Genomic DNA, 23,095 nt, shown 5'->3' with positions numbered 1-23,095 from the left:
AGAGTCGGGGATGAACGCAAATTGGAATCCGTGGACAAGCCTGGGGATAAGCACAGGCAAAAGACGGTAAATCGAAGGGAAAACGCAAATGCCTTTGGAAATGAACCGCGAAGTCTTCATCACCTGCGCCGTGACCGGCTCGGGCGGGACGCAAGATCGCAGCCCCCATGTGCCCCGTTCGCCCAAGCAGATCGCCGACAGTGCGATTGCGGCGGCCAAGGCAGGTGCGGCAGTTGTGCACTGCCACGTGCGCGACCCTGAAACCGGCGCCCCCTCCCGCGATCTGGGCATGTTCCGTGAAGTGACGGACCGTATTCGCGACGCGGAAGTGGACATGGTACTGAACCTCACTGCTGGCATGGGCGGCGATATGGTATTCGGCGGGATCGAGAACCCGTTGCCATTGGCCGAGGCAGGAACTGACCTGGTTGGCGCGTCCGAGCGGGTGGCCCATGTGGCCGAATGCCTGCCCGAGATTTGCACGCTGGATTGCGGCACGATGAACTTTGCCGAAGCCGATTATGTCATGACAAACACCCCCGGCGCGTTGCGCGCCATGGGGCAGATGATGACCGATCTGGGCGTTAAGCCCGAGATCGAAGCCTTTGATACTGGGCACCTTTGGTTTGCCAAACAGCTGGTGAAAGAGGGGGTTCTGGAACCCAACGCGCTGGTGCAACTGTGCATGGGGGTGCCGTGGGGCGCACCCGACGATCTGAACACGTTCATGGCGATGGTCAACAACGTGCCAGACGAGTGGACCTTCTCGGCGTTCTCGCTGGGTCGCAACGAGATGGCTTATGTTGCAGCAGCCGTTCTGGCGGGTGGCAACGTGCGTGTCGGTCTGGAAGATAACCTGTGGCTGGAGAAAGGCGTGTTGGCCGAGAACTGGCAGTTGGTGGAACGGGCGGGCTCGATCATCGAGAACATGGGCGCGCGGGTCATCGGGCCGCAGGAAGTCCGCGAGAAGCTGGGTCTGGTGAAACGGGCTCCCAAGGGCTGAAGTTCCCCTTGTGGGCGATGAAGCGAAAAGGAAATACAGCAGGCATCATGTGAAGGAGTATCAACATGCGCATGATGTCTGTTTGTTTCGCATTTGCCGCCACGACTCTGCTGGGGGCGTGTTTGCCTTCGGATCCAGTTGAAATCGCCAACAAGCCCGAAGATCAGGCCTGCACGGCGCAAGGTGGAACCGTTGAGATCGTTGGCAAGGCGCAACGGCGGACGTGCGTTCTCCCGCTCTCGGATGCAGGCAAGACTTGTGAAACTGCGACGGACTGCGAAGGGTTCTGTCTGTCGGAAACCAAACAATGTAGCGCGGTCACCCCGCAATACGGTTGCATTCCCCATTTGGACGAAACCGGACGCGAATTGGTGATCTGCATCGACTAGAGGACTAACATGACAAAAACGGCAGCAATCATCGGCGGTGGTGTGATCGGCGGCGGATGGGCCGCGCGGTTCCTACTCAATGGCTGGAACGTGCGGGTGTTTGACCCGGACCCTGAGGCCGAGCGCAAGATTGGTGAAGTTCTGGACAACGCGCGTCGTTCGCTGCCGGGGTTGAGCGATGTGCCGCTGCCCGAAGAAGGGGCTTTGACCTTTCACGCTGAAATGGCTGATGCGGTGCAGGGGGCGGAATGGATTCAGGAAAGCGTGCCAGAGCGGCTGGACCTGAAGCTGAAGGTTTACAAAGGCTTGCAAGAGGCGTGTGATCCCGGTGCGGTTATCGGTTCCTCGACCAGTGGGTTCAAACCGTCCGAGCTGCAGACAGGCGCGTTGCGGCCCGAGCAGATCATGGTGACGCATCCGTTCAACCCGGTCTACCTGCTGCCGCTGATCGAGGTGGTGCCGACCGCCGCCAACAGCGCGGAATTTGTGGCACATACGCAGGACCTGCTGAAATCGGTGGGGTTCTTCCCGCTGCACGTCAAGAAAGAGATCGACGCGCATATTGCGGATCGCTTCCTTGAGGCCGTCTGGCGCGAGGCGTTGTGGTTGGTCAAGGATGGTGTCGCCACCACCGAAGAGATCGACGAAGCCATCCGCATGGGGTTTGGCATTCGTTGGGCGCAAATGGGTCTGTTCGAAACCTACCGCGTCGCGGGTGGCGAGGCTGGTATGAAGCACTTCATGGCGCAGTTTGGCCCCGCACTGGAATGGCCCTGGACCAAACTAATGGACGTGCCCGAGTTTACAGATGAGCTGGTCGATCTGATCGCCGGTCAGTCGGACGCGCAATCGGGGATGCATTCGATCCGCGAGCTGGAACGTATTCGGGACAACAACCTGGTTGGAATGATGCGCGCGCTCAAGGCGCAGAACTGGGGTGCCGGTGCGGTGCTGAACGCTCATGATGCGGTATTGAAACCGGGGGCTTTGCCGTCCCTGGATCAGGCGGACCTGAGCCAGCCGATCCTGACATTGGCGCGCGCCGTGCCGCTGGATTGGACCGACTACAACGGGCATATGACCGAGTCCAAATACTTGGAGGCCTTTGCCAACTCCACCGACCGGTTCATGGAAATCATTGGTTGTGATGCGGACTACATCGCGAGCGGAGGCAGCTATTTCACTGCCGAGACGCACATCCGTCACATTGATGAAACCCATGCGGGCCGAAAGATCGAAGTGCGAACGCAGATGCTGTTGGGGGCAGGTAAAAAGCTGCATCTGTTCCATTCGATGTATGAGGGGGACAAGCTGCTGGCGACGGGTGAAAGCTTTTTGCTACATGTAGATCTAGAAACGCGGCGCCCCTGTGCGCCGTCCGAGGCGATTGAAGCGGCGATGGCGCGGATTGCCGAGGGGCAGGGCGGATTGCCCTATCCCGAAGGGGCGGGCAACGCGATCCGCAAACCTGCATGACACAGAGGGTATTGATTACGGCTGGTGCGTCCGGGGTTGGGCGCGCCGTGGCCGAGGCTTTTGCCGAGACCGGTGCTCAGGTCTGGGTCGCGGATGTAGATACCGCCGCGTTGGCCACATGTCCTGAGGGCTGGAAGCGTAGCGAGGTGAACGTCGCCAACGAAGCCTCGGTTGCGGCGTGGTTTGCCGAGGTCGAAGCCGCCTGGGGTGGATTGGATGTGCTGTGTGCCAACGCTGGCATCGCGGGGCCAACAGCACTGATCGAGGATGTGGAACTAGACGCTTGGCGGGCCTGTCTTGCGGTCAACCTCGAAGGTGCGTTCCTGTGTTCGAAATACGCGGCACCGATGCTGAAACGGCAGGGCAGCGGGTGTGTGCTGATCACGTCATCCACGGCCGGGCAATACGGCTACCCCAACCGCGCGCCGTATGCGGCGGCCAAATGGGGGATGGTTGGTCTGGGCAAGACGCTGGCGATGGAACTTGGGCCGCATGGCGTACGGTGCAACGTGATCTGTCCGGGATCAGTCGAAGGTCCGAGGATCGAAGGCGTAATGGTGCGTGAGGCCGCGGCCAAAGGCATGACCCGCGATCAGGTCTATGCGGGCTATGCTTCGGGCACGTCGATGGGGTCCTTCATCGAAGGGCGCGACATCGGGGCGATGGCGGTGTTCCTGGCCTCGGATGGCGCGCGGCTGGTGTCGGGGCAGGTGATTGCCGTCGACGGGCACACGGTGAACCCTGACCCTAAGGTATGAGGGGCACGCAAAGTTTTAGAAAAACTTTGGACCACGATTTTTTTAAAAACGTGGTCCCGTGAGTGGATGGGTCATGTTGTGATTTCATCACGCAGTTGAAGCAGATGCCTGGGAAAGTCGCGGGCGGTCAGATCAGCCTCGCGCACGAGGGTGTCGAAATGGCGCGTGAATGTCTCGATCCGGTCCTTGTCTCGGAACGCCAAGTAATGACCGCCCGCATAAAATACGCACATCAAGGGGCCAAAGATCGTGACCGGCGCTGAATAGAGCCGCTTGGCGTCAAAGAGATAGATACGAAGCCTGGGGTAGAGCTGTTCTGCGAGCGTCAGGAAATGATCGATCTGTCCCAACCGCACGTCCAATGGCAGCCCATGGTAGTATCCTGACGCATGAGCAAAGCAATGGATCTCATAGAGCGGCATTGCGATCTCATAGTCCGACTGCGCACTGCGCATCCAGGTCAAGCGATCCTCAGACGCGCCGATGGCCTGATCCGCCGTACGTCCCAGATGCGGGGCATATTCCCATTCCAGCAGCGCGCGTGTCTTGAGCATGTCGGGCAGGGTCGCCGGGACATAACGGATCTTGTAACCTGCTGCCTCTTGGTGCCAATCAAAGATACGTTCATCCACCAGAGCACGCGGCGCTTCGGTCAGACTAAGCGACCCGGCCAGCAGTTCGGCGGCGCTTTCCGGTCGGTTCGACAGGCTGAGCAGCCAGTCCGCCGAGACCCCTAAGGCGCTGGCACAGGCGCCCACAACATGGGCGTTGGGGAGCCGTGCGCCATCATCGGTCAGCAGCTGAGAAATGGTCGAGCGGTCTACGCCAACCTGGCGCGCCAGAGCGCTTTGGCTGACTTTGCCGTCCTCCATCGCTTTGGCCATGCGCAGGCGGAACTGGGCCGCGCGGATGCGTTTGTCGATCTTTTCAATCATATGCTGATAATTATCACATCTGCTGAGTTTTGTTAATCATATTCGGAATTCTCAACGGCCTCTCGTGCGGGTAACAAATCTGTGAATACCAAAAAGACGGCACAAACGGAGGCAGAATGGAAACGCGGCAAAGGTCCCTGGTCAAGGCGGTGATCTGGAACTTGATGGGGTTGGGCATGATGACCCTGGTGGGGCTCATCGCCACCGGCTCGGCTGCCATTGGCGGCACTTTGGCACTCGTCAACACGGCCATCGGCCTGACGATGTATCTGATCTATGAACGCGTTTGGGCAGGTATCCGTTGGGGCCGCAATGTCTGAAAATCTTCGTAAACCCGCCAAGACCCCCGAGTGGGGCACATTTGCTCTGATCCTTGCCTGCTACGCCGCGTGGGCCATTGTCATTTTCTGGTTTGCGCAATGGTCGATCTTGGCCGCGGTTCTTGTTGGCGGCGTGATCGCCGCAATGCATTCGTCGCTGACGCATGAGGCACTGCATGGGCATCCGTTCCGCACCAAATGGCTGAACGAGGCGCTGATGGCCTTGCCGCTGACGCTGTTCATTCCTTACAATCGCTTTCGCGATCAGCACTTGGCGCATCATCAGGACGCGAACCTGACCGATCCCTATGATGACCCGGAATCGAATTTTCAGGACCCCGTGGTATGGAACGCCATGCCGGGATGGAAACGCGTACTCTATACCGTCAACAATACGATGCTGGGCCGGATTGTTTTGGGCCCGTTGATCGGGCAGATCTGCTTTACCTTGGAAGAGATTCGCGGTGCGGCGCGCGGGGACCGGGCGATTTGGTTGGCCTGGGGCTTGCATCTGCCCGGCGTTGCTATTGTTCTGTGGATCGTGATGCAATCGGCAATGCCGGTCTGGGCCTGGGTTTTTTCGGCCTACATCGGGCTTGGTCTGGTTAAGATCCGCACCTTTCTTGAACATCGCTCGCATGAGAAATCTCGTGCCCGGACCGTGGTGATAGAAGAACGTGGCCTGCTGGCGTTTCTGTTCCTCAACAACAACTTGCACGTGGTGCACCACATGAACCCGCAGGCCCCCTGGTATCGGCTGCCAGCACTTTATCGCGCCGACAAGGATCGCTATCTGGGCTGCAACGAGGGCTATGTCTATCGCTCATATGCAGAGGTTTTTCGCCTCTATTTCCTGAAGCCTAAAGATCCGGTGCCGCATCCGCTCTGGCCTGACGCGTAAATCCCGGTCATACGGGGCGCATGAGTTTATGGATACCTGTCACCCTTGCCGCCGCGGCCTTTCAGACGGTGCGGTTCATGCTGCAAAAGTCGCTCAGCACCGTGAAGCTTTCAGCGGCTGGCGCGACGTTTGCACGCTTTGCCTATTCTGCGCCGCTGGTTGTTGCCGGATTGCTGGCCTATCTGCTGATCAGCGGGCGCAGCCTACCGACGCTTGACCTGACGTTCTGGAGCTTTGCCGTTGTCGGGGGGACGGCGCAGATTCTGGCCACCATTTGCGTGGTGGCACTGTTCAAGCAGCGCAACTTTGCGGTCGGGATCACGTTCAAAAAAACCGAGGTGATCCAGACTGCTCTGGTAGGTCTGATTGTTCTGGGCGAAGGCGTGTCGATCTGGGGTTTCGTCGCCATCCTTATCGGTTTGATGGCAGTGCTCTTGCTGTCCAAGACGCCGGGTGGGGATGGCAAATGGTGGAGCCACCTGACAAATCGAGCGTCGGTGTTGGGACTGGGTTCCGGCGTTCTCTTCGCCTTTTCCGCCGTTAGCTATCGTGGCGCTTCGCTGCAATTGAGCGATCTGGAACCGGCGTTCCGGGCGGGGATCACTTTGGCAGCTGTGACCAGCTTTCAGATGATCGCTATGGCGGCCTGGCTTGCATGGCGCGACCGGGCTGAATTGCGCGCGGTTTGGGAGACACGGAACACAGGCCTGTTTGTTGGTCTGACCAGCATGGGTGGGTCGTTTTGCTGGTTCCTGGCGTTCACGCTGCAAAACGCGGCCTATGTCAAAGCGTTGGGGCAAGTAGAGCTGATCTTCAGCCTTATGGCCTCGGTTCTGTTTTTCCGAGAGAAGATTACGGGACGCGAGATTGCGGGTATTGCCCTTCTTGGAGTGTCCATCCTAGCTCTGGTGATGGCTATCTGAAGGACGGGGAACTCCCGCGTCCGAGCAGACCTGACTGCGTCAGCTCCGCTAACGGACTTGGGCATAGCGCCGGGCGGTGCCCGGCGCGGTCAAGTCCGTTTCCGATGGAGTGCTTAGATCAATTATGAAGAAACAACCGCCGAGCGCAGCGAGGCCCGGCCCAACGGGAGGAGGTTTTTCGTCAGAAAAACTGACGACGGGCGGGAGTGTTCCCTTTCCCCCAAAAGCGGCGTTTGCCTAAGTTGCGCGGACGCCCCGGTCAGGGATGGTCCGGCATTGGATAACCGCGCAGACGCAAGAACAAACTAGCCTCGTCGTTGTTGTGGAAATAGGGTACCGATTCTGGCGGGTTGTGATCCTGGACACGACCGGCGACTTCGGCCAGAACCACCTCGGTAATGAACGGTAAGTCGAACTGGCGGGCCTCGGTCAATTTGATCCATTGCAGATGTGACAGCTCGTCCGAGGCATGAGTAAAGTCATCCAGATCCCCCTGAATGTCATTGGCATCGACTAGAAAGAACCGCGCATCGAACCGGCGGGGGCGACCCGGCGGGGTCAGTGCACGGAAAACGAATTGCAAGCTTTGCGCTGACGGCAAATGGCCCGTTTCCGCAAATGTCGTCCAATCCGCAGGCACATCGCCGTCCCACGATCCGGGCTTGCCCAGAACCAGGCCGGTTTCTTCCCAAAGTTCGCGAATCGCCGCTACTGCCAGTGGGTGTTGAAGCCCCTCGGGAGAATCGTCACGTAGGCGATTATTGCATACTTCAGGCAAAGGAGTGGCCAGTGGTACACGCGCGTCTGCTGCATCCACTGCACCCCCGGGAAAAACAAACTTGTTCGGCATGAATGCGGCCTTGGCGCCGCGCTGCCCCATCAGAATGGATGGATCGCCCATGCGGTCGCGCAAAACGATGACGGTGGCCGCATTGCGGATTGCGGTTTTATCGATGCTTTCAGTTGTGCTCATGGCCCCTCGCGAATTCGAAGGGTCAGCCGGGTTTTCCAAATCCGTGCATGCGTCGCGCCCATTGATAGGCGACAACCACTCCCTTCAATCTGGGGAGAAGGTAGAGCGACAGTCCCACACAACCAAGAGCAAAGATTGTAAACAGCGTCATCGGGTCGGGTCGGAACTGAACATAAGCCACGTGAAGGGTTGGCGCCAACAGATGCCCGACAATCAGAATCGTCAGGTATGCGGGGCCGTCGTCGGCACGATGGTGAAACAATTCTTGCCCGCATTCAGTACAGGTATCGTTTACCTTCAGGTAACTGTGCAGCAATTTGCCTTTGCCGCAGCTGGGGCATTTGCAACGAAATCCGTTGAAAACCGCTGGCCAAGTCGGGCGGTCGGTCGAAGGGTCAACAGTTTGATCGGTCATTTCATCTTTACTCATGCAATGTTCATTCGACCTTGTGCGCCTGTTCGCGAACTTCAGGAAGAGGTCTTTGTGTCCTTGCGGCTGGATGTCGCAAACTCTGTTCCCTGCTACAAACATATAGGACCATATGAAGAGGTGTACAAAAAAGGTACGACGACGGCGACGGAAATTGAGATGTACTTCGTTTGAACTTTATGGAGGGCGGCGCAGGGCCGTCTGAAAAGCAAAGGAAGATCCGCAATGAAACATACAGGATTTATCGCTGCGATTGTGGTTGCCGCTGTTGGGATGACGGGGACAGTCGTGTTGGCCAAAGGCTCGCACGCTACGTTTCAAGAACTTGATACCGATGGGAATGGAGAAATCACCAAGGCGGAGATGGACGCGTATCGTACAGCACGCTTCACCAAAGCTGACACCGATGGCGACGGTAAGCTGAGCATTGAAGAAGCGACGGCAATGGCACAGGAACGTGCAGGAAAACGGGCAGAAAAGATGTTCGAACGGCACGATGCCAACAAGGACGGTTTTCTGGAAGCCGACGAATTGCCGAAACCACGGCGCGCAGGCAAGTTCTTTGACCGTATGGATGCAGATGGCAGTGGCGGGGTTTCGGCCGAAGAATTTGCCCAGGCTCGCGAACGCATGAAGGAGCACCGCAAGAAACGTGGTCACAAGGATCAAGACTGATCGGGGGTGGAAGACTTTGCCTTCATACCTGAAACCGGTCATGGCGGGTGCACCGCCATGACCGACATTAGCGACGATGCGTTGCTGGTGCTTTTTGCCAATGGTGACGGGCAGGCGGCGAAGGACTTGACCGCGCGATTGGGTCCTCGGACCTATTCTGTAGCGCTGCGTGTGCTTGGCAATCGGGCAGAGGCCGAGGATGTGTCACAAGATGCAATGATGCGATTGTGGCGGATTGCACCAAAGTGGGAACAGGGTCGAGCCAAAGTTTCGACTTGGCTATACCGAGTGACTCTGAACCTGTGTCTGGATATCAAAAGAAAGCGTCGCTCGGTTGATCTGGACGCAGTTCCCGAGCCTGAAGATGACGCCCCCAGTGCTGCCGAAAAGATGCTGGATGGTGACCGGATGGATGCGCTGCAAGAGGCTCTGATGCAACTTCCCGAAAGACAAAGGCAAGCTGTGGTGCTTCGCCACATCGAGGAACTGAGCAACCCCGAAATTGCGGGGATCATGGATATTAGCGTCGAGGCGGTAGAAAGTCTGACTGCCCGGGGCAAACGTACATTGGCCGCAACCTTGGCGGCGCGGCGACCAGAACTGGGGTATGGCGATGACTGAGAACGATAGCGAACTTGAACGGATGTTTGCGACAGCGCGCAATCAGCGAGACTTGCTGCCCGACCATCTGAAATCCAAAATTCTGGCCGAGGCGAGGGCAGTTCAAACGGCACTGAGTGCAACCGAGGACACACCGGTGCACCGTCGTGGCATTTTACGGCAGATCAACGAAACGTTGGGAGGGTGGACTGGCCTAGGCGGCCTTGCAACCACTTGTGCCGCAGGGGTGTGGATCGGGTTGGCGCCGCCGGACTTTCTTCCCGATCCAGTCGGGTTGATCTTTCAACAACAGATCGAAGTGGATCTCCTTTTCGGTGTCGATGACACCGGGATTCTGACGGAGGACGGGTAGATGACGGACAATAGTGGATCAAAAAGGAACTGGCTGCGTATTCTGTTGATAGTCTCACTAGCTCTGAACCTTCTGGTGATTGGTTTGATGATTGGTGCGGCACTGCGTTTCGGCGGGCCCGATAGCATACGACATCCGCCGCGCAGCCTTGGGTCGGCCTTGTACCGAGCCCTGCCAGATGACGTGCGCAAGGAGATGCGCGAGCACAGCCGCTCCGGGCACGAAGCGCGGCGGCGTGACGGGTTTCGCGATGTGGATGCAATTGTAAATGCCATGCGTGCAGTGCCCTTTGATGGCGACAGGTTGCGCGATCTGATGAACCGGCAGCTTGAAGACCGAGAGAAGTTTCACCGTTCCGTGCAGGACACCTGGTTCCAGCGCATTTCTACAATGACCGACGCTGAGCGCACGGCCTACGCTGACAGGCTTGAAGAAGTCGTGCGTCATCGAAAGTCAAAACACAAAAAAAGGGACTAAAACAGGGTGTCTTAGGCGGCGGTCGCGATCAGTGATACCTGATTGCGGCCCGCGCCTTTGGCTTCATACAGGGCCCGATCGACCTGTTCGATCAAGCTGGGAACGTCCTGTGCCTGCGGTGACGACTTCAGACAAGGTAAGTCACTGACAAAAAGACCAATCGAGGTAGTGACCGGGATCGGAGTATTTCGGCCGGGAACCCTAAACAGTTCTCGGTTGATGCGCTGACACAACCTGTCTGCAATCTCGAGTGCCTGAGCCCGGTTCGTGTCCGGCAATACCATCATGAATTCTTCTCCACCAACACGTGCCAGTACATCGCCTGGTCGTAGTTGAGATCGCAAGCGTCGCGCGGTTTCTATCAAGACGGCGTCTCCGGACGGGTGGCCGTAGCTGTCATTGATCTGTTTGAAATGATCCAGATCTGCCATCATCAGAGCAAAGCTCTGACCAGATGAGGTGGAATTCCGAGCGATACGTGACAACTCAGGGATCGCAAACCGGCGGTTGTGCAGCCCGGTCATCGGATCAAGAAGGGCAGCCTGTAAGCCGTCACGCACGGAACTGCGGAACCGATCTACGCGCGCTTTGCGACGCAATTGCGTATCCAGGCGCAACGTCAGTTCCTCTACGCAAAACCCTGATGGCATTACGTCATCCGCGCCACGATCAAGCGCGTCCGCAGCAAGATGGGCATTGGCGGGGTTGGGAACGGCAATCACGGCCGAGTTACGGGTAACGCTTCGTGCCCTCAAATCGGCCAACAAACGCAAGCCCGTCTGACTGTCACACAGCTCGACCACGATTGCGTCAGGCTCCCGCTCACTGAGCAGGTTCTGCATGTCGTCGATCTTGTGCAGATCCAGACGATGACGCGTGCGCCCTTGTAAACGGGCCCGCCACACAGCGCCTGTGCCAGGGGTCTGTGTGACAAGAGCGATATTGCTGGCTGGAAGGGGACCATGAAAGGCAGGTGCGGTCTCTGCCAAACCCAGAGCCTGTGACCCACTTTGCATACGCAATTCCTCGGATCCGGTATGGGCGCGAATCAGACTGCGAATGCGCGCCAACAAAATGACGTCGTCGTAAGGCTGGTTCAGCACGTCATCTATACCCGCGCCCAGAGCCGTCAGGCGCGCGGCCTGATCGTTCTCGGCGGCGATCGCAACGATCGGGATGCCTGCAGTTGCTTCATCCTTTTGCAATAAGTTCCGCACGTCCAAGGCATTTCCATCCGGAAGTGCCATAGCAGTCAGGATCAGATCCGGCTGCGCACGTCGAACCAGTGTTTCCAGCCCCATGAGCCGATCGCCCTGCACGACGTGATACCAGGCAGCCGACAGCTGCACCTTGAGCATGATGCGATTGGTCGAGACGCCATCCAGTATCAAAATTGTCCCTTGCACAGGTCCAACCTTTCGACAGTTGCTTTCAATTCTTGCTAAAGTGTTTATGAGACTGGTTAACAAACCCTTTCCGCCCTGAATTTGACGGAGCACCCATGCGACTTTCCGCCGATGCCGCCGAAACCCTGGCTCTGAAGGCTCTGAGTTGGCTGATCGGGAACGATGAATTGCTGCCGGTTTTCCTAGGCTCCACAGGCGCTTCTGAGGCGGACGTCAAAGAGCAGGTCGCCAACCCCGAATTCCTGGGCTCGGTACTGGATTTCCTTATGATGGATGATGCTTGGGTGGTGTCGTTTTGCGATGCCAATACCATCCCTTATGACCATCCGATGCAGGCCCGCGCCGCGTTGGCCGGACCCTCAGATATGCATTGGACCTGATCCAATGGACAGCGATCACCCTTAATGGCCGGAGACTTTTGATGCCTGTAGACGCGCTATTGTTTGACAAGGACGGCACACTTTTTGAGTTTGCCGCCACATGGGAAGCCTTTGCCACGTCCTTTTTGTTGCGGATTTCAGGTGGTGATGGGGAACGCGCCAAAGAGATTGGTCAAGCCATCGGGTTTGATGTGGAAACCAACACATATGCGTCCGACAGCATAGTGATTGCGGGCACGCCAGGCGAAGTGGCCGAGGCCATTCAGGTCTTTTTTCCAGATACGTCTCATGTTGATTTGGTGGATATGATCAACGAAGAGGCCGCGCATGCACCGCAGGCCGAAGCCGTTCCACTGGCCGCATTCCTGGATCAAATGCGCTCAAAAGGGTTGAAGCTGGGCGTTGCCACCAACGATGCAGAAAGTCCGGCACGCGCACATCTGTCTGCAGCCGGTGTTCAGGACAAGTTTGACTTCATCGCAGGGTTTGACAGCGGTCATGGCGCCAAGCCAGCACCAGGGCAGTTGTTGGCATTTGCCGCGCACGTTGGCGTTGAACCCGGGCGGATCGCCATGGTTGGCGACAGCACCCACGACCTGATGGCGGGGCGGGCTGCGGGCATGACTACGATCGGCGTTTTGACAGGTATGGCGTCTGAAAATGACCTGACGCCACATGCCGATGTGGTATTGCCAAACATTGGCCATATCGCCGACTGGCTGGCTCGCTGATCGGGCTGCCCTAACAATCGGTCAGGCCGAATACCTGACCAGGAAACAGCCAAATTCTCCCGCCCGTCGTCGATGTTTCTAGCGAAACACCTCCTCCCGTTGGGCCAGGCTCATGTGGGCAGAGCCCACATGAGCCTGGCCCAAAGTCGCTAGCGGTACCGACAATGCCGGAATGGCTCGGGTGCGGGAGCCCTGCAAAAAAACCTGACAATCCAGCCAAAGGTCCAAAGCGCCTGTTCTTGTTTGAAATACGACAAGAATTGTCGCGGATAGAGCGGCGTTCCTTTGTGTGACTGGGGCCTTCTATTCTTTAGGGCACAGAGGAGAGGACCCATGGCAGAGACGTCAGGACGAAAACGACGCAGCGGTGGCCGGGCAGGGGCGGCTGCCAGACGTGGTGGAGCAGTGATTGATCAAATGCCGTGGCGCTTGCCGGTCAACGTGGATCGGCCGACAGAGCCCCTTGGCCCAGAAGGCGTTGAAGCCATTCACGAAGGCGCCATGCGCATCCTCGAAGATATTGGTGTGGCCTTTTTGAACGAAGAGGCCTTGGGTATCTTGCGTCAAGCGGGGTGCAAAATCGACGGCGACATTGTTCGCTTTGATCGCCACTGGATCATGGAGATGATTGCCAAGGCACCCAGCACTTTCACCATCACGCCGCGCAATCCAGACCGTGAACTGACTGTCGGCGGCAATGTCATGTTGTTCGGCAATGTTTCGTCCCCGCCAAACTATTGGGATATGGAGATCGGCAAGAAGGTTCCCGGCAATCGCGAGATGTGTGGCAACCTTCTCAAGCTGACACAGTATTTCAACTGTATCCATTTCGCAGGCGGATATCCGGTCGAACCCGTCGATATTCATGCCAGCGTCCGTCACTTGGATGTTCTTTATGACAAACTGACCATCACCGACAAGGCCATGCATGCCTACTCGCTTGGCAAGGAGCGGGTCGAGGACGTGATGGAAATGGTACGCATAGCGGGTGGCCTGACGGAAGAAGAGTTCCAGGCCAAGCCGCGGATGTACACCAACATCAACTCGACTTCGCCATTGAAACATGATCACCCGATGATCGATGGTTGCCTGCGTCTGGCGCGGCGGGGGCAGGCGATTGTTGTGACACCCTTTACCTTGGCCGGGGCAATGGCACCGGTAACGATGGCGGGGGCTGTGGCGCAGTCGCTGGCCGAGGCGCTCTGCGCCATAGCGCTGTTCCAATATGTGCGGCCCGGCATCCCCTGCGTCATCGGCACGTTCACTTCTAACGTGGACATGAAATCAGGGGCGCCCGCCTTTGGTACGCCTGAATACATGCGTGCCACACAGATGACAGGGCAAATGGCGCGGTTTTATGACCTGCCGATGCGGTCGTCCGGGGTCTGTGCGGCGAATGTGCCAGATGGGCAAGCGATGTGGGAGACGTCGAATTCCCTCTGGGCATCCGTCCAATCGGGAACCAACATGGTCTATCACGCTGCAGGTTGGCTCGAAGGGGGCCTGATAGCCAGCCCAGAAAAATTTATCATGGATTGCGAAATCTTGCAGCAAATCCAACGGTATTTCGAACCCGAGACCTTCGCTACGACACCAGATGACATCGCTCTGGACGCGATCAAGGCGGTTGGCAATGACGGGCATTTCTTTGGCATCCAACATACTCAGGATCGCTATACCACGGCCTTCTACCAACCGTTTCTGAGCGATTGGAAGAATTACGAAGGCTGGGAGGCAGCCGGTGGTATTTGGACACCAGAACGCGCCCACCATTTGTTCAAGGAAATCATCGCCAACTTTGAAGAACCACCAATGGATGCTTCGATCCGAGAGGAATTGGCCGAGTTTGTCGCGCGGCGCAAATCCGAAGGCGGCGCGCCAACAGATTTCTGATTTGGCGCACGCTACTGGTTGAAATCGCAGATATTTTCAAGGGGCCTAGGTTTCTGGGCGAACTGTGCGTCTGTTGGCGCTTTATTAAGTAATCCCGTGTGAAAGTAGCAAGGCAAAGAACTCGGGGACCCTTGCATGCATGGGCTGATCAACAGGGCAATACAATCCTTTGTCTGTAACACATACGGGCAATCTCGATGGATTCGCATGACGGAGTTGGCCAACCTGGGATTGGTCGAGTTTGAGGCCATGCTGACTTATGATGCCAAATTGACTGCGCAGGTGCTGGATGCCATGTGTGCGGAATTGGGACGCCCGCAGCGAGAAGTATTGGAGGATCTGGGAACTTATCTGGTTTCAAACCCGAACACCGAAGCGTTGCGAAGGTTGCTACGGTTCGGGGGGTAAACTATGTCGATTTTCTGCATTCCCTGGATGATCTTCCAGATCGGGCGAGGCTCGCAGTGTCGGACCTGGATCTACCGCCTCTTGAGCTTGACGAGCACGCTCAGAACGAGTTCACGCTAACCTGCCACCCAGGACTGCCAGGGTTTGAACATGTGATGATTGGTGTTTTGCGAGCTATGGCCGACGACTATGGCGCATTGGCGATGTTGGAGCACAGTGGATCGAGGGGCAAAGCCGAAGTGATTTCGATCACATTGATCGAAAGTGCTTTTGCCGAAGGGCGCAGTTTCGAGTTGGGAGCGCCTTCCATATGATTGATCGCATGGAATTGGCAGTGCTGCTTGAGCGGCTTTGTCCAATGTTTGTATTGCTGGACCAATACGGGCGGGTGCAACAAGTTGGACCAACGCTGCAGAAGTTGCGGCCAAATCAACCGATGCAGGGTCAACGGTTTCTCGAATTGTTTGAATTGATGCGTCCGCGGTCCATTTCGACCATGCCCGCACTGCTGGCGGTATCTGGTGCAAAACTGCATTTGCAATTTCGCGATGATCCAAGAACTGCTTTGAAGGGCGTTATTGTACCGCTTCCGGGTGACGAAGGTGCAGTTGTAAACTTGTCCTTCGGTATTTCGATCCTGGATGCAGTGAGAGACTATGCCCTGACCAGTGCAGATTTCTCGGGTACTGATCTGGCCATCGAACTGTTGTATCTGGTCGAAGCAAAATCCGCCGCGATGGAAGCCTCGCGCACCTTGAACCTTCGCCTGCAGGGCGCAATGATTGCTGCTGAGGAACAGGCTTTCACGGATACGCTGACAGGGCTCAAGAACCGGCGCGCTACGGATCATATTCTGGATCGGTTGACCGCGTCATTATCAAGCTTTGCGCTGATGCATCTCGACCTGGATTTCTTCAAGGCCGTGAATGATACTTTAGGACACGCCGCCGGAGATCATGTCTTGCAACAGGTTGCTCGGGTCATGGTTGAAGAAACTCGCGGAGACGACACCGTAGCACGTGTTGGAGGTGATGAGTTCGTGTTGATTTTCAACGGCCTGCAAGATGAAAATCGACTAAGTAGCATAGCGCATCGACTGATCACACGCCTGGAGGAACCCATTCCGTTTCAGTCAGAGATCTGCAAGATCTCTGCCAGTATTGGCATCGTTCAGTCTTCGCAGTTTTTGAGACCTGATCCCGCGGGTATGCTGCATGCTGCAGATCTCGCTCTTTATTCGGCGAAAAGAGCCGGGCGCGCGTGTCACCGCCTATATGAACCTAAGATGCAGGACATGATGGGATCATCTCAGCCTTAGAACCTCGGGAGAGCACAGGAGCACCTCACGAGACGATGGTAGACGTGTCAGGTGACGACAAAGGGATGTTGCCACATCTGAAAATTTGGCTCGTTAAGGCCGTGTCGGGTTGTCAGGGTTGACTATCGGCGCTGGGCCAAGCCGGTTTGGTCTTCTCAATTCTAAATCCAGAGACTGGTATGACCAGCGGCGAAAACCCGCACTGGGAAAACGCCTGCGAAACAAGTGCTTGCAGGTTTCTGCACTCACCGCCTAAGCTTGACTGCAATTACAATGCAAGAACCAGAGGCCTGATGCGGCGGGGCTGTACACTGTGAAGCGGGTCGAAACCGAGAATTGAATGCGAATTGTCGTAGCGGCGATGGCCGTCCTACTTGTCGGGGTGATTGGGGTAAGCGCCCATTTGTTGTTGCGTTCTTGCGGCGTGCGGATGCCGTTCAGCGACCGCACCATTTCATTTTGCACCGACAAAGAGGTTCTGGCTGATCGACAAAAGTTGAAAGAGGCGGATCGTCTGACAGCCAGCCTGACGGCTGATATTCTTGGGTTGGAGCGGAAACTTGCCCTGATGCAATGCAAGGCTACGCCGCCGCCTCCACCACCTCCGCCGCCACCACCGAAACCCAAAAGCCCGAGTGGGCTTGCTCCGGATGCCTTTGACAACGACGATATTTCTGTAATGGAAGGGTGTTGGCAACTGTCGTCAAACTATGCTGTGCGCGAAATCAACACAGGCGCCATCACCCGCTTTCGTTATTGGCGAATTTGTTTTGACGAGAACGGCAATGGAACGGAAGTCATGCGTTCAACAAATGGCGTTCGGTGCGAGGGGAGGTTGACGGGGCGGATGCCTGGCAATGGACGGTTGACCATGCGCGAACCTGGTAACCTGCAATGTGACAACAATTCCTCTATCTTCCGTCGCGACATCACATGCCGCTTAGACAATCAAGGCAACGCGAATTGCGATACCTATCAGCCAGAAACCAACGGGCGCAGTAATGCGACGTTGCGCAGGGCAAGGAGATAACGCCATGGCCGAACAGTTTCTCTCCAAAACCAAGGTTACTACAGGTGATCTGGTGGATGCGGGCGGTCGACCGGTACTGGAACGATACGGCGAATTGCACGCCCTATTGACCGATCGTGCGGGGCCTGAGGTGGCAAATCTTTTTGCTGACCCGCTTTTGAGCAGGGGCAACGATGCCGCAGCGCCAAGCATTTCTTGGTACGCAGAGGCCTCGGAAGAGGCTTTGCCGATGTCAAAGTTGTCGTCTGCCGAACAATCCCAGATCGCCGCGTATTTGTCAGATCATCTGCGACCCTTACGGGCTTTGGCCGAAGAACCTGCTCATGCAGATCTGGTATGGGGCGCTTTGTCTACACTTGGCGCCAAAGACGTGATGGTCGCAGACGGGCGTCCGGTGATCACAAATTGGGGGCTATTGCCAGGCGGCAATGGTGCGAATGTGTCGACGCGGATGGCACATTTCGACGCCACATTGGGGCGCTACCTTCAGGCACCCGCGCGCCCGCCATCCGAGACACCTGCGATGACGCCCGTGACGGCCCCGGACTTTACTGCGCAGCCGACGCCCGCCCCTGTCGAACCCTCGCGTCCCGAACGGCGCTTGTCCTACCTTGCATGGGTTCCGTTGTTAATTCTGCTGCTGCTCGCAAGCGGAATTCTGGTGTGGTTGCTACAGCCGGGGACACGCCTGTTTCCGAAGAACGACCTGGTTGTGACCGAAAAGTCTACTCTTCAGGCACAGCTTGCCCACAACGACGCGTTACGGGACCGGGCAGGTACGTTGCGCGAGGCATTGGATGGTGCAGTGTGCCGCGCTGACGGGGTGTTGGTTTTGCCAAACGGGCAAACGCCCGAAGGGTTGGTGCCGCCCAAACAGGGAGAGGCTTTCCCACAAACCACCGAGGCGGCTCCAGATGCGTTCCTGCCCAATGCGACGGATCGCATTGTGGTTCAAGACCCGGAAAACCCGGAATCTCCGCAGTCGCTGCTGCACATGATCGAAGCGCGTACGGTTTTAGTTCTTGCGGGAACGGCGAATGGATTGACGGCCGGGTCAGGCTTTGTGGTTGGGCCTGGATTGGTCGTGACAAATCATCATGTGATCGAAGGTGCCGCACCTGGGCGATTGGCCGTTGCTGGACAGGCCGCCGGAAAACCCATGACCGCAAGTGTTGTCAAGTCGGCAGGGCCATTGGCGGACACGGGGCAGGACTTTGCCTTGCTTGAGGTTCCAGATCTCGAGGCACCTGCCTTCGACCTGTTTGGTGGAACAGGATCGCTGAAGCTCAACAATGTGATTGCCGCCGGATACCCTGGCGATGTGCTTGAGATCGATGGCGACTTTGCAGCTCTTCAATCGGGCGAGGTCGGGGCCGTTCCGGGGCTGACTGTGACGGACGGTATCGTCAATACAGAACAAAAGATTGGACCGGACACCAACGTACTGATGCATTCAGCAGCGCTCAGCAGTGGTAACTCCGGCGGACCGCTGGTGGATATGTGCGGGCGCGTAGTGGGTGTAAATAGCTTTGTACGCAAGGGGCCGTTGCAGAACCGTGGTTATGCTTTGGCGATCAATGATCTGTTGTCTTTCCTGGCTGGTACGGCGGCCGCCCCACAAGTGGTCGAAACCCCTTGCCAGCCCGTAGTGCACCCTTTTACTGCAGCAGCCAGCGAACCGGCCAAGGAGTGATCCAGAAATGACCGGCGCGCTTCTTGTCACCACCTCGACCCAAGGGTTGCAGCCCTTGGGTTCGGCCGCGCAGAGATCGTACGAATTGGTAGCAACCACGATCCGGCAGCGGCTGGGTGCTGAGCACGCCGCCCTTTTTGCCGAGCCAATGGTGACCGATCACGGAGATCAGATTGACTGGTATGCGCGTCTCCCGGGGCAGTCGCAGCGTTTGACCGACTTGCCACCGCCTGAACAAGCGGTGGTCAAGGCAACCCTTGGGCGGCTTGTTGGAGAAATAATGGCCTTGGCTGAGGCCCTGCGAAACAGCGATCAACCCGATGACCAACGGTTAGGAGAGGCCTGGGCCAACGCGGTTGAAATCCCAGCCGACAGTATGATCCATGTGGTTGAGGGCGAGGCCGGGTTACAGCCGGTTCTGGTGCATTGGGCCTGGGTTCGCGATGAGCAGCACGGTGTGCGCGGCATCCTGACCGCCATGGTGCCCCGTTCCGTACCGTTGACACAGCAGGGGGCCGACAGGCAAGGCCGGTTCCGTTTAATCTGGTGGTGGTTGATCGTGCTGGGATGGCTTCTGTTGGCAGCGATCCTGACACTAATCCTATGGCTGGTGCTGGCTCCCTGTGCGCTGGCGCCGTGGGGGCCGGATCATTGCAAGAAAGAGGCGGCGGCGCTCTCGGCAGCATATTCGGAACAACAGGTGGTACAGGAACGTGTTGCACGCCTCGAGCATGAGATAGCCTTGACCGATCGGGCCTGCCGCGCCGTGGTCCCGGTGTTGCTTAGCAACGCCAGCCCCAGAAACCAAACCCAAACCCACGCAGAAAGGCGCCTTGCCCCCATCTCCGAATGAGACGCTCAGGCGCTTGGCAGGACGGGCGCAGGCGCTCTACACTCGGTTAAACCCATTCTCATCAGCGAATTAAGGGATACGCATGCAAAGCTCTGAACATCTGGCCCGGTTGGTGGATTGGCGGGATGAGATCACCCTGGTGCCCTATTCCGGGGTGCAAATTCTTGATTTCGGCTTTCAGCTGGACTCGTTGGAACTCAAAAGTGCGCGTTTTGTCGAACGGGTCGTGGGTGGCGACGACGCGCAAGAGGAATGGGCGCTTTTACCGCTAAGCGGGGATGAGGAGCGCGATCTGACGTTGATGGGTGAAGAACAGGCCGATGATGACGCCTATTCCGTGCGTTCCGTGGCTGCGCTCGAGCCTTTCTTGTCGAAATGGGTACCCGTTCCGGTGCTGCGGATCAAATCCGACCGGGGCGCGGGTGGCGAAGAGCGGTTTGATCCCGGCCCGTCGACTTGGGCAAGGATGCGGGTGGTTGAGCTGGACGAGCCTGATCGCGATACTGGTCACACCCACCGGGTGCAGCTGTCACTGGACACCGCGCTGGCAGATGCAGAGCAGGGGATGCAATATCTGGCACCCGAACGGGTGGATGCGGAAAAATCCAGGGATTTCAAATTTGTATCTGATCCTGCGCGAATGGATTGGTTCCTGCGGCGGTTGGAGCCGGACGCGGACGGCACTTTGCTTGATTTGCAAAAATGGGTGTCTGACTGGCTGGATGACCTGTTCATGTCCTACAAACGTGCAGAGCGCCCCGGTCGCCGGATTATCCATGACACCTTGCCACACAAGTTCGAACATTGGGCGCGGTATCTGGCCTTTCTGCGGCTGGTAGACGCCGCGATCAGCATCCCGCGTTTGCGACTGACCAACACCGTATCCAAGCGCGAGGGGCTAACGCCGGTCGAGGTCGAGTTGGTGCTGGACGTCGGCAACTCGCGTACCTGTGGTATTTTGATCGAGCGGTTTCCGGGTGAAACGCGGCTTGATCTGGCACGGTCTTTCCCACTGGAAATTCGCGATCTCAGTCAGCCCGAGAGGATGTATTCCGGCCTGTTTGACAGTCGCGTGGAGTTTTCCGAATTCCGCATGGGCAATGACCGCTTTGCCAGCCGATCTGGTCGGCGCAACGCGTTCATTTGGCCCAGCTTTGTACGCACAGGCCCCGAGGCGCTGCGCCTTGTGGCGGGGGAAGAGGGGACCGAGACGGCGTCTGGTCTCAGCAGTCCCAAACGCTACCTATGGGATGACAGCCCATTGCAACAGGACTGGCGGTTCCATCACCATTCCGACCCGAACAACCTGCCCAAGTCCCTGCGGGCAGGGATGCGGTTCCTCAATGAAACCGGCGACGTGCTGACGCAGATCGAAGCGGATGAACGCGCGAAACTGCGCCCGCGTGGTAAGACAAACAAGGCGCAAGCGATCCGCCCCCGGTTCTCCCGTGCCTCGCTCTTTGGTTTCATGCTGGCCGAGATCATTGCCCATGCACTGGCTCAGGTGAACGCACCTGCATCCCGCGCGCGGCGACAACAATCGGAACTGCCGCGCCGGTTGGATCGCATTATTCTGACCCTGCCCACGGCCACCACCGCGCAGGAACAGGCAATCATCCGGTCCAAGGCCAAAGGCGCGCTGGATCTGGTTTGGTCACTCATGGGGTTGAACGCAGGTGAAAGTGCAATTTCACGCCCGCCCGAACTGATCGTGGATTGGGACGAGGCGAGCTGTTCCCAGTTGGTCTACCTGTATTCGGAACTGACGCAGAAGTTCGACGGCCGCATTGATCGCTTCCTGAACCTCAAGGGCACTGCCCGCCCGCCCTCGCCGGGGGCTGAGCCGGAACCGTCCCTGCGGCTGGCCTGCATCGACATCGGTGGCGGCACGACGGATCTGATGGTCACGACCTATTGGGGAGAGGCTGGGCGCGTTCTGCATCCGCAACAAACTTTCCGCGAAGGGTTTCGGGTGGCGGGCGACGAGTTGCTGCAACGGGTGATCGCCACGGTGATCCTGCCGGGGCTACGCCGCGCGATCGAGGATGCTGGCGGACGCTATGCCGAAGAGAAGATCCGCGAGCTGTTCACCGGAGATACCGGTGGGCTGGATCAGCAGAGCATTCAGAAACGTCGGCAATTTGCTCTGCGCGTGCTGATGCCCGTGGCCGTCGCCATCCTCGAAGCATGCGAAACGGCGGATGAGTTCGAGGGGCTCTCGATTGCCCTCTCAGACGTGCTACCTTTTGCCGATCATGCGGTGCCGGAAGCATTGACCGCCTATCTTGAGGAGGCGGCCGCTAGTCTGGGCGCAGAAGAATTCAATTTGGCCGAAGTTACACTGTCCTTCAGCCGCGAGGATGTGGATGCCATTGCGCGCGAGGTGTTCCAGAAGGTGCTCAGCAATCTGGCCGAGGTGATCGCGCATCTTGGCGTCGATGTAGTGCTGCTGACCGGACGCCCCTCGCGCTTGCCTGCGGTGCGGGCTATCTTGCAAGAAATGATGGTAGTGCCACCACATCGGCTGATCCCCATGCACAGCTACAAGACCGGGCGCTGGTATCCATTCCGCGATCCGGTCACACAACGCATTGGCGACCCGAAATCCACTGTTGCCGTGGGGGGCATGCTGATCGCACTCAGCGAGGCGCGCATCCCTAACTTCAAGGTCACGACGCAGGCGTTTCGCATGCAATCCACCGCACGTTACATTGGCGAGATGGACAGTTCTGGCCAGATCATGTCGGATCGCATCCTGTTTTCGAATGTCGATCTGGACGCGCGTAAGTCAGCTCAGGACCTAGAGGCCGAGATCACGATGTACACACCCGTCTATCTGGGTGCGCGGCAACTGCCGCTGGAACGGTGGACAACAACGCCGCTCTACCGGCTTGATTTCGCGTCACAATCGGCGCAGTCACGCGCGCCTTTGCGGGTCACTTTCGAACGGACCGAATTTGACGAAGACCCCGAGATCGAAACCTCGGAAACCGTTCTGCGACGCGAAGCCATGCGCGAGGCGTTTTCCGTGACCGAGGTCGAAGATGCTGAAGGCGACGCCATGAAACCGGCAGAGGTGCAGCTGCGGTTGCATACGCTGGGGTTTGAAGATGAATATTGGATCGACACCGGGCTGTTCCGGTTGTGAGG

Annotated in this window: 23 protein-coding genes and 1 pseudogene; 20 read left to right on the top strand and 4 right to left on the bottom strand. The window is 57.7% G+C overall.

What is annotated here, in order from left to right; translation table 11 throughout:
* Positions 1 to 88: 88 nt before the first annotated feature.
* The 4 genes from bcoG to ACZ1HE_RS15005 all read left to right on the top strand — a co-directional run bounded on the left by bcoG (position 89) and on the right by ACZ1HE_RS15005 (position 3,626).
* The gene (gene bcoG / locus ACZ1HE_RS15020) at positions 89 to 1,003 is read left to right on the top strand and encodes a 3-dehydrocarnitine:acetyl-CoA trimethylamine transferase BcoG (RefSeq protein WP_472622036.1); all 915 of its coding nucleotides are present in this window, start codon (positions 89 to 91) and stop codon (positions 1,001 to 1,003) included.
* A gap of 65 nt (positions 1,004 to 1,068) precedes the next feature.
* Positions 1,069 to 1,392, top strand: coding sequence for a hypothetical protein (locus ACZ1HE_RS15015; RefSeq protein WP_472622034.1), 324 nt, complete (start codon positions 1,069 to 1,071; stop codon positions 1,390 to 1,392).
* A 9-nt stretch (positions 1,393 to 1,401) separates the two neighbouring features.
* Positions 1,402 to 2,868 carry a carnitine 3-dehydrogenase gene (locus tag ACZ1HE_RS15010; RefSeq protein ID WP_472622032.1) on the top strand — a complete coding sequence of 489 codons (1,467 nt, stop codon included), beginning with the start codon at positions 1,402 to 1,404 and terminating at the stop codon, positions 2,866 to 2,868.
* On the top strand, positions 2,865 to 3,626 hold the full coding sequence (locus ACZ1HE_RS15005; protein ID WP_472622030.1) for an SDR family oxidoreductase: 762 nt from the start codon (positions 2,865 to 2,867) through the stop codon (positions 3,624 to 3,626). Before ACZ1HE_RS15010 ends, ACZ1HE_RS15005 begins: the two co-directional genes overlap by 4 nt.
* 71 nt (positions 3,627 to 3,697) lie before the next feature.
* Here ACZ1HE_RS15005 and ACZ1HE_RS15000 read toward each other — a convergent pair whose 3' ends face one another.
* Positions 3,698 to 4,561: a helix-turn-helix domain-containing protein gene (locus ACZ1HE_RS15000; RefSeq protein ID WP_472622028.1), complete on the bottom strand. Its 864-nt coding sequence runs from the start codon at positions 4,559 to 4,561 to the stop codon at positions 3,698 to 3,700.
* A gap of 116 nt (positions 4,562 to 4,677) precedes the next feature.
* On the opposite strand from ACZ1HE_RS15000, the gene ACZ1HE_RS14995 reads away from it, so the two are divergent.
* The 3 genes from ACZ1HE_RS14995 to ACZ1HE_RS14985 are packed head-to-tail and all read left to right on the top strand — an operon-like array spanning position 4,678 to position 6,705.
* Positions 4,678 to 4,881 (top strand): DUF2061 domain-containing protein, encoded by a 204-nt coding sequence (locus ACZ1HE_RS14995; protein ID WP_108792202.1) that lies wholly within the window; start codon positions 4,678 to 4,680, stop codon positions 4,879 to 4,881.
* Positions 4,874 to 5,782: a fatty acid desaturase gene (locus ACZ1HE_RS14990; protein WP_472622026.1), complete on the top strand. Its 909-nt coding sequence runs from the start codon at positions 4,874 to 4,876 to the stop codon at positions 5,780 to 5,782. The genes ACZ1HE_RS14995 and ACZ1HE_RS14990 overlap by 8 nt, the downstream gene beginning before the upstream one ends.
* A 20-nt stretch (positions 5,783 to 5,802) precedes the next feature.
* Positions 5,803 to 6,705: an EamA family transporter gene (locus tag ACZ1HE_RS14985; RefSeq protein WP_472622024.1), complete on the top strand. Its 903-nt coding sequence runs from the start codon at positions 5,803 to 5,805 to the stop codon at positions 6,703 to 6,705.
* Between the two features lie 259 nt (positions 6,706 to 6,964).
* Here the strand turns inward: ACZ1HE_RS14985 and ACZ1HE_RS14980 are convergent, their stop codons facing one another.
* Both ACZ1HE_RS14980 and ACZ1HE_RS14975 read right to left on the bottom strand, forming a co-directional pair.
* Positions 6,965 to 7,678 carry an NUDIX hydrolase gene (locus tag ACZ1HE_RS14980; RefSeq protein ID WP_472622022.1) on the bottom strand — a complete coding sequence of 238 codons (714 nt, stop codon included), beginning with the start codon at positions 7,676 to 7,678 and terminating at the stop codon, positions 6,965 to 6,967.
* 22 nt (positions 7,679 to 7,700) lie between these two features.
* Positions 7,701 to 8,093, bottom strand: a complete 393-nt coding sequence (locus ACZ1HE_RS14975; RefSeq protein ID WP_472624487.1) for a DUF983 domain-containing protein — start codon at positions 8,091 to 8,093, stop codon at positions 7,701 to 7,703.
* Between the two features lie 240 nt (positions 8,094 to 8,333).
* Here ACZ1HE_RS14975 and ACZ1HE_RS14970 point away from each other — a divergent pair, with 240 nt between their 5' ends.
* Genes ACZ1HE_RS14970 through ACZ1HE_RS14955 form a run of 4 tightly spaced genes read left to right on the top strand, consistent with a single transcriptional unit; the run spans position 8,334 to position 10,233 of the window.
* Positions 8,334 to 8,783: an EF-hand domain-containing protein gene (locus ACZ1HE_RS14970; RefSeq protein ID WP_472622020.1), complete on the top strand. Its 450-nt coding sequence runs from the start codon at positions 8,334 to 8,336 to the stop codon at positions 8,781 to 8,783.
* Positions 8,784 to 8,840: 57 nt separating this feature from the next.
* Positions 8,841 to 9,404, top strand: a complete 564-nt coding sequence (locus ACZ1HE_RS14965) for an RNA polymerase sigma factor (protein ID WP_472622018.1) — start codon at positions 8,841 to 8,843, stop codon at positions 9,402 to 9,404.
* Positions 9,397 to 9,756 (top strand): hypothetical protein, encoded by a 360-nt coding sequence (locus ACZ1HE_RS14960; protein WP_472622016.1) that lies wholly within the window; start codon positions 9,397 to 9,399, stop codon positions 9,754 to 9,756. Before ACZ1HE_RS14965 ends, ACZ1HE_RS14960 begins: the two co-directional genes overlap by 8 nt.
* Entirely contained in the window at positions 9,757 to 10,233 is a 477-nt protein-coding gene (locus ACZ1HE_RS14955) for a periplasmic heavy metal sensor (protein ID WP_472622014.1), read from the top strand.
* 11 nt (positions 10,234 to 10,244) lie between these two features.
* On the opposite strand, the gene ACZ1HE_RS14950 is transcribed toward ACZ1HE_RS14955, so the two are convergent.
* Positions 10,245 to 11,639, bottom strand: coding sequence for a diguanylate cyclase domain-containing protein (locus ACZ1HE_RS14950; protein WP_472622012.1), 1,395 nt, complete (start codon positions 11,637 to 11,639; stop codon positions 10,245 to 10,247).
* Positions 11,640 to 11,734: 95 nt separating this feature from the next.
* Here ACZ1HE_RS14950 and ACZ1HE_RS14945 point away from each other — a divergent pair, with 95 nt between their 5' ends.
* From ACZ1HE_RS14945 to ACZ1HE_RS14905, 9 genes and pseudogenes are all read left to right on the top strand, one after another.
* Positions 11,735 to 12,019 carry a DUF3572 domain-containing protein gene (locus ACZ1HE_RS14945; RefSeq protein WP_472622010.1) on the top strand — a complete coding sequence of 95 codons (285 nt, stop codon included), beginning with the start codon at positions 11,735 to 11,737 and terminating at the stop codon, positions 12,017 to 12,019.
* Positions 12,020 to 12,060: 41 nt separating this feature from the next.
* Positions 12,061 to 12,750, top strand: coding sequence for an HAD family hydrolase (locus tag ACZ1HE_RS14940; protein ID WP_472622008.1), 690 nt, complete (start codon positions 12,061 to 12,063; stop codon positions 12,748 to 12,750).
* 333 nt (positions 12,751 to 13,083) lie between these two features.
* Positions 13,084 to 14,643, top strand: coding sequence for a trimethylamine methyltransferase family protein (locus ACZ1HE_RS14935; protein ID WP_472622006.1), 1,560 nt, complete (start codon positions 13,084 to 13,086; stop codon positions 14,641 to 14,643).
* 135 nt (positions 14,644 to 14,778) lie between these two features.
* Positions 14,779 to 15,365: pseudogene (locus ACZ1HE_RS14930) on the top strand (heme NO-binding domain-containing protein).
* Positions 15,362 to 16,369 carry a diguanylate cyclase domain-containing protein gene (locus ACZ1HE_RS14925; RefSeq protein ID WP_472622004.1) on the top strand — a complete coding sequence of 336 codons (1,008 nt, stop codon included), beginning with the start codon at positions 15,362 to 15,364 and terminating at the stop codon, positions 16,367 to 16,369. The pseudogene ACZ1HE_RS14930 and the gene ACZ1HE_RS14925 overlap by 4 nt, the downstream one beginning before the upstream one ends.
* Positions 16,370 to 16,709: 340 nt before the next feature.
* On the top strand, positions 16,710 to 17,399 hold the full coding sequence (locus ACZ1HE_RS14920; protein WP_472622002.1) for a hypothetical protein: 690 nt from the start codon (positions 16,710 to 16,712) through the stop codon (positions 17,397 to 17,399).
* A 4-nt stretch (positions 17,400 to 17,403) separates the two neighbouring features.
* Positions 17,404 to 19,092 (top strand): trypsin-like peptidase domain-containing protein, encoded by a 1,689-nt coding sequence (locus ACZ1HE_RS14915; protein ID WP_472622000.1) that lies wholly within the window; start codon positions 17,404 to 17,406, stop codon positions 19,090 to 19,092.
* A 7-nt stretch (positions 19,093 to 19,099) separates the two neighbouring features.
* Positions 19,100 to 19,945, top strand: a complete 846-nt coding sequence (locus ACZ1HE_RS14910; protein WP_472621998.1) for a hypothetical protein — start codon at positions 19,100 to 19,102, stop codon at positions 19,943 to 19,945.
* 82 nt (positions 19,946 to 20,027) lie between these two features.
* Entirely contained in the window at positions 20,028 to 23,093 is a 3,066-nt protein-coding gene (locus ACZ1HE_RS14905; protein WP_472621996.1) for a virulence factor SrfB, read from the top strand.
* The last annotated feature ends 2 nt before the right edge of the window (positions 23,094 to 23,095 follow it).

The organism is Falsiruegeria sp. JB4-1 (genome assembly GCF_055693495.1).
Note: the sequence above shows the minus strand (reverse complement) of the source record. Positions and strands in the feature narration are given on the sequence as shown.

Excerpts from the sequence above, each read along its gene's own strand:
- bcoG (WP_472622036.1), top strand. The coding sequence starts at position 89 with ATGCCTTTGGAAATGAACCGCGAAGTCTTCATCACCTGCGCCGTGACC.
- ACZ1HE_RS15015 (WP_472622034.1), top strand. The coding sequence starts at position 1,069 with ATGCGCATGATGTCTGTTTGTTTCGCATTTGCCGCCACGACTCTGCTG.
- ACZ1HE_RS15010 (WP_472622032.1), top strand. The coding sequence starts at position 1,402 with ATGACAAAAACGGCAGCAATCATCGGCGGTGGTGTGATCGGCGGCGGA.
- ACZ1HE_RS15005 (WP_472622030.1), top strand. The coding sequence starts at position 2,865 with ATGACACAGAGGGTATTGATTACGGCTGGTGCGTCCGGGGTTGGGCGC.
- ACZ1HE_RS15000 (WP_472622028.1), bottom strand. The coding sequence starts at position 4,561 with ATGATTGAAAAGATCGACAAACGCATCCGCGCGGCCCAGTTCCGCCTG.
- ACZ1HE_RS14995 (WP_108792202.1), top strand. The coding sequence starts at position 4,678 with ATGGAAACGCGGCAAAGGTCCCTGGTCAAGGCGGTGATCTGGAACTTG.
- ACZ1HE_RS14990 (WP_472622026.1), top strand. The coding sequence starts at position 4,874 with ATGTCTGAAAATCTTCGTAAACCCGCCAAGACCCCCGAGTGGGGCACA.
- ACZ1HE_RS14985 (WP_472622024.1), top strand. The coding sequence starts at position 5,803 with ATGAGTTTATGGATACCTGTCACCCTTGCCGCCGCGGCCTTTCAGACG.
- ACZ1HE_RS14980 (WP_472622022.1), bottom strand. The coding sequence starts at position 7,678 with ATGAGCACAACTGAAAGCATCGATAAAACCGCAATCCGCAATGCGGCC.
- ACZ1HE_RS14975 (WP_472624487.1), bottom strand. The coding sequence starts at position 8,093 with ATGACCGATCAAACTGTTGACCCTTCGACCGACCGCCCGACTTGGCCA.
- ACZ1HE_RS14970 (WP_472622020.1), top strand. The coding sequence starts at position 8,334 with ATGAAACATACAGGATTTATCGCTGCGATTGTGGTTGCCGCTGTTGGG.
- ACZ1HE_RS14965 (WP_472622018.1), top strand. The coding sequence starts at position 8,841 with ATGACCGACATTAGCGACGATGCGTTGCTGGTGCTTTTTGCCAATGGT.
- ACZ1HE_RS14960 (WP_472622016.1), top strand. The coding sequence starts at position 9,397 with ATGACTGAGAACGATAGCGAACTTGAACGGATGTTTGCGACAGCGCGC.
- ACZ1HE_RS14955 (WP_472622014.1), top strand. The coding sequence starts at position 9,757 with ATGACGGACAATAGTGGATCAAAAAGGAACTGGCTGCGTATTCTGTTG.
- ACZ1HE_RS14945 (WP_472622010.1), top strand. The coding sequence starts at position 11,735 with ATGCGACTTTCCGCCGATGCCGCCGAAACCCTGGCTCTGAAGGCTCTG.
- ACZ1HE_RS14940 (WP_472622008.1), top strand. The coding sequence starts at position 12,061 with ATGCCTGTAGACGCGCTATTGTTTGACAAGGACGGCACACTTTTTGAG.
- ACZ1HE_RS14935 (WP_472622006.1), top strand. The coding sequence starts at position 13,084 with ATGGCAGAGACGTCAGGACGAAAACGACGCAGCGGTGGCCGGGCAGGG.
- ACZ1HE_RS14925 (WP_472622004.1), top strand. The coding sequence starts at position 15,362 with ATGATTGATCGCATGGAATTGGCAGTGCTGCTTGAGCGGCTTTGTCCA.
- ACZ1HE_RS14920 (WP_472622002.1), top strand. The coding sequence starts at position 16,710 with ATGCGAATTGTCGTAGCGGCGATGGCCGTCCTACTTGTCGGGGTGATT.
- ACZ1HE_RS14915 (WP_472622000.1), top strand. The coding sequence starts at position 17,404 with ATGGCCGAACAGTTTCTCTCCAAAACCAAGGTTACTACAGGTGATCTG.
- ACZ1HE_RS14910 (WP_472621998.1), top strand. The coding sequence starts at position 19,100 with ATGACCGGCGCGCTTCTTGTCACCACCTCGACCCAAGGGTTGCAGCCC.
- ACZ1HE_RS14905 (WP_472621996.1), top strand. The coding sequence starts at position 20,028 with ATGCAAAGCTCTGAACATCTGGCCCGGTTGGTGGATTGGCGGGATGAG.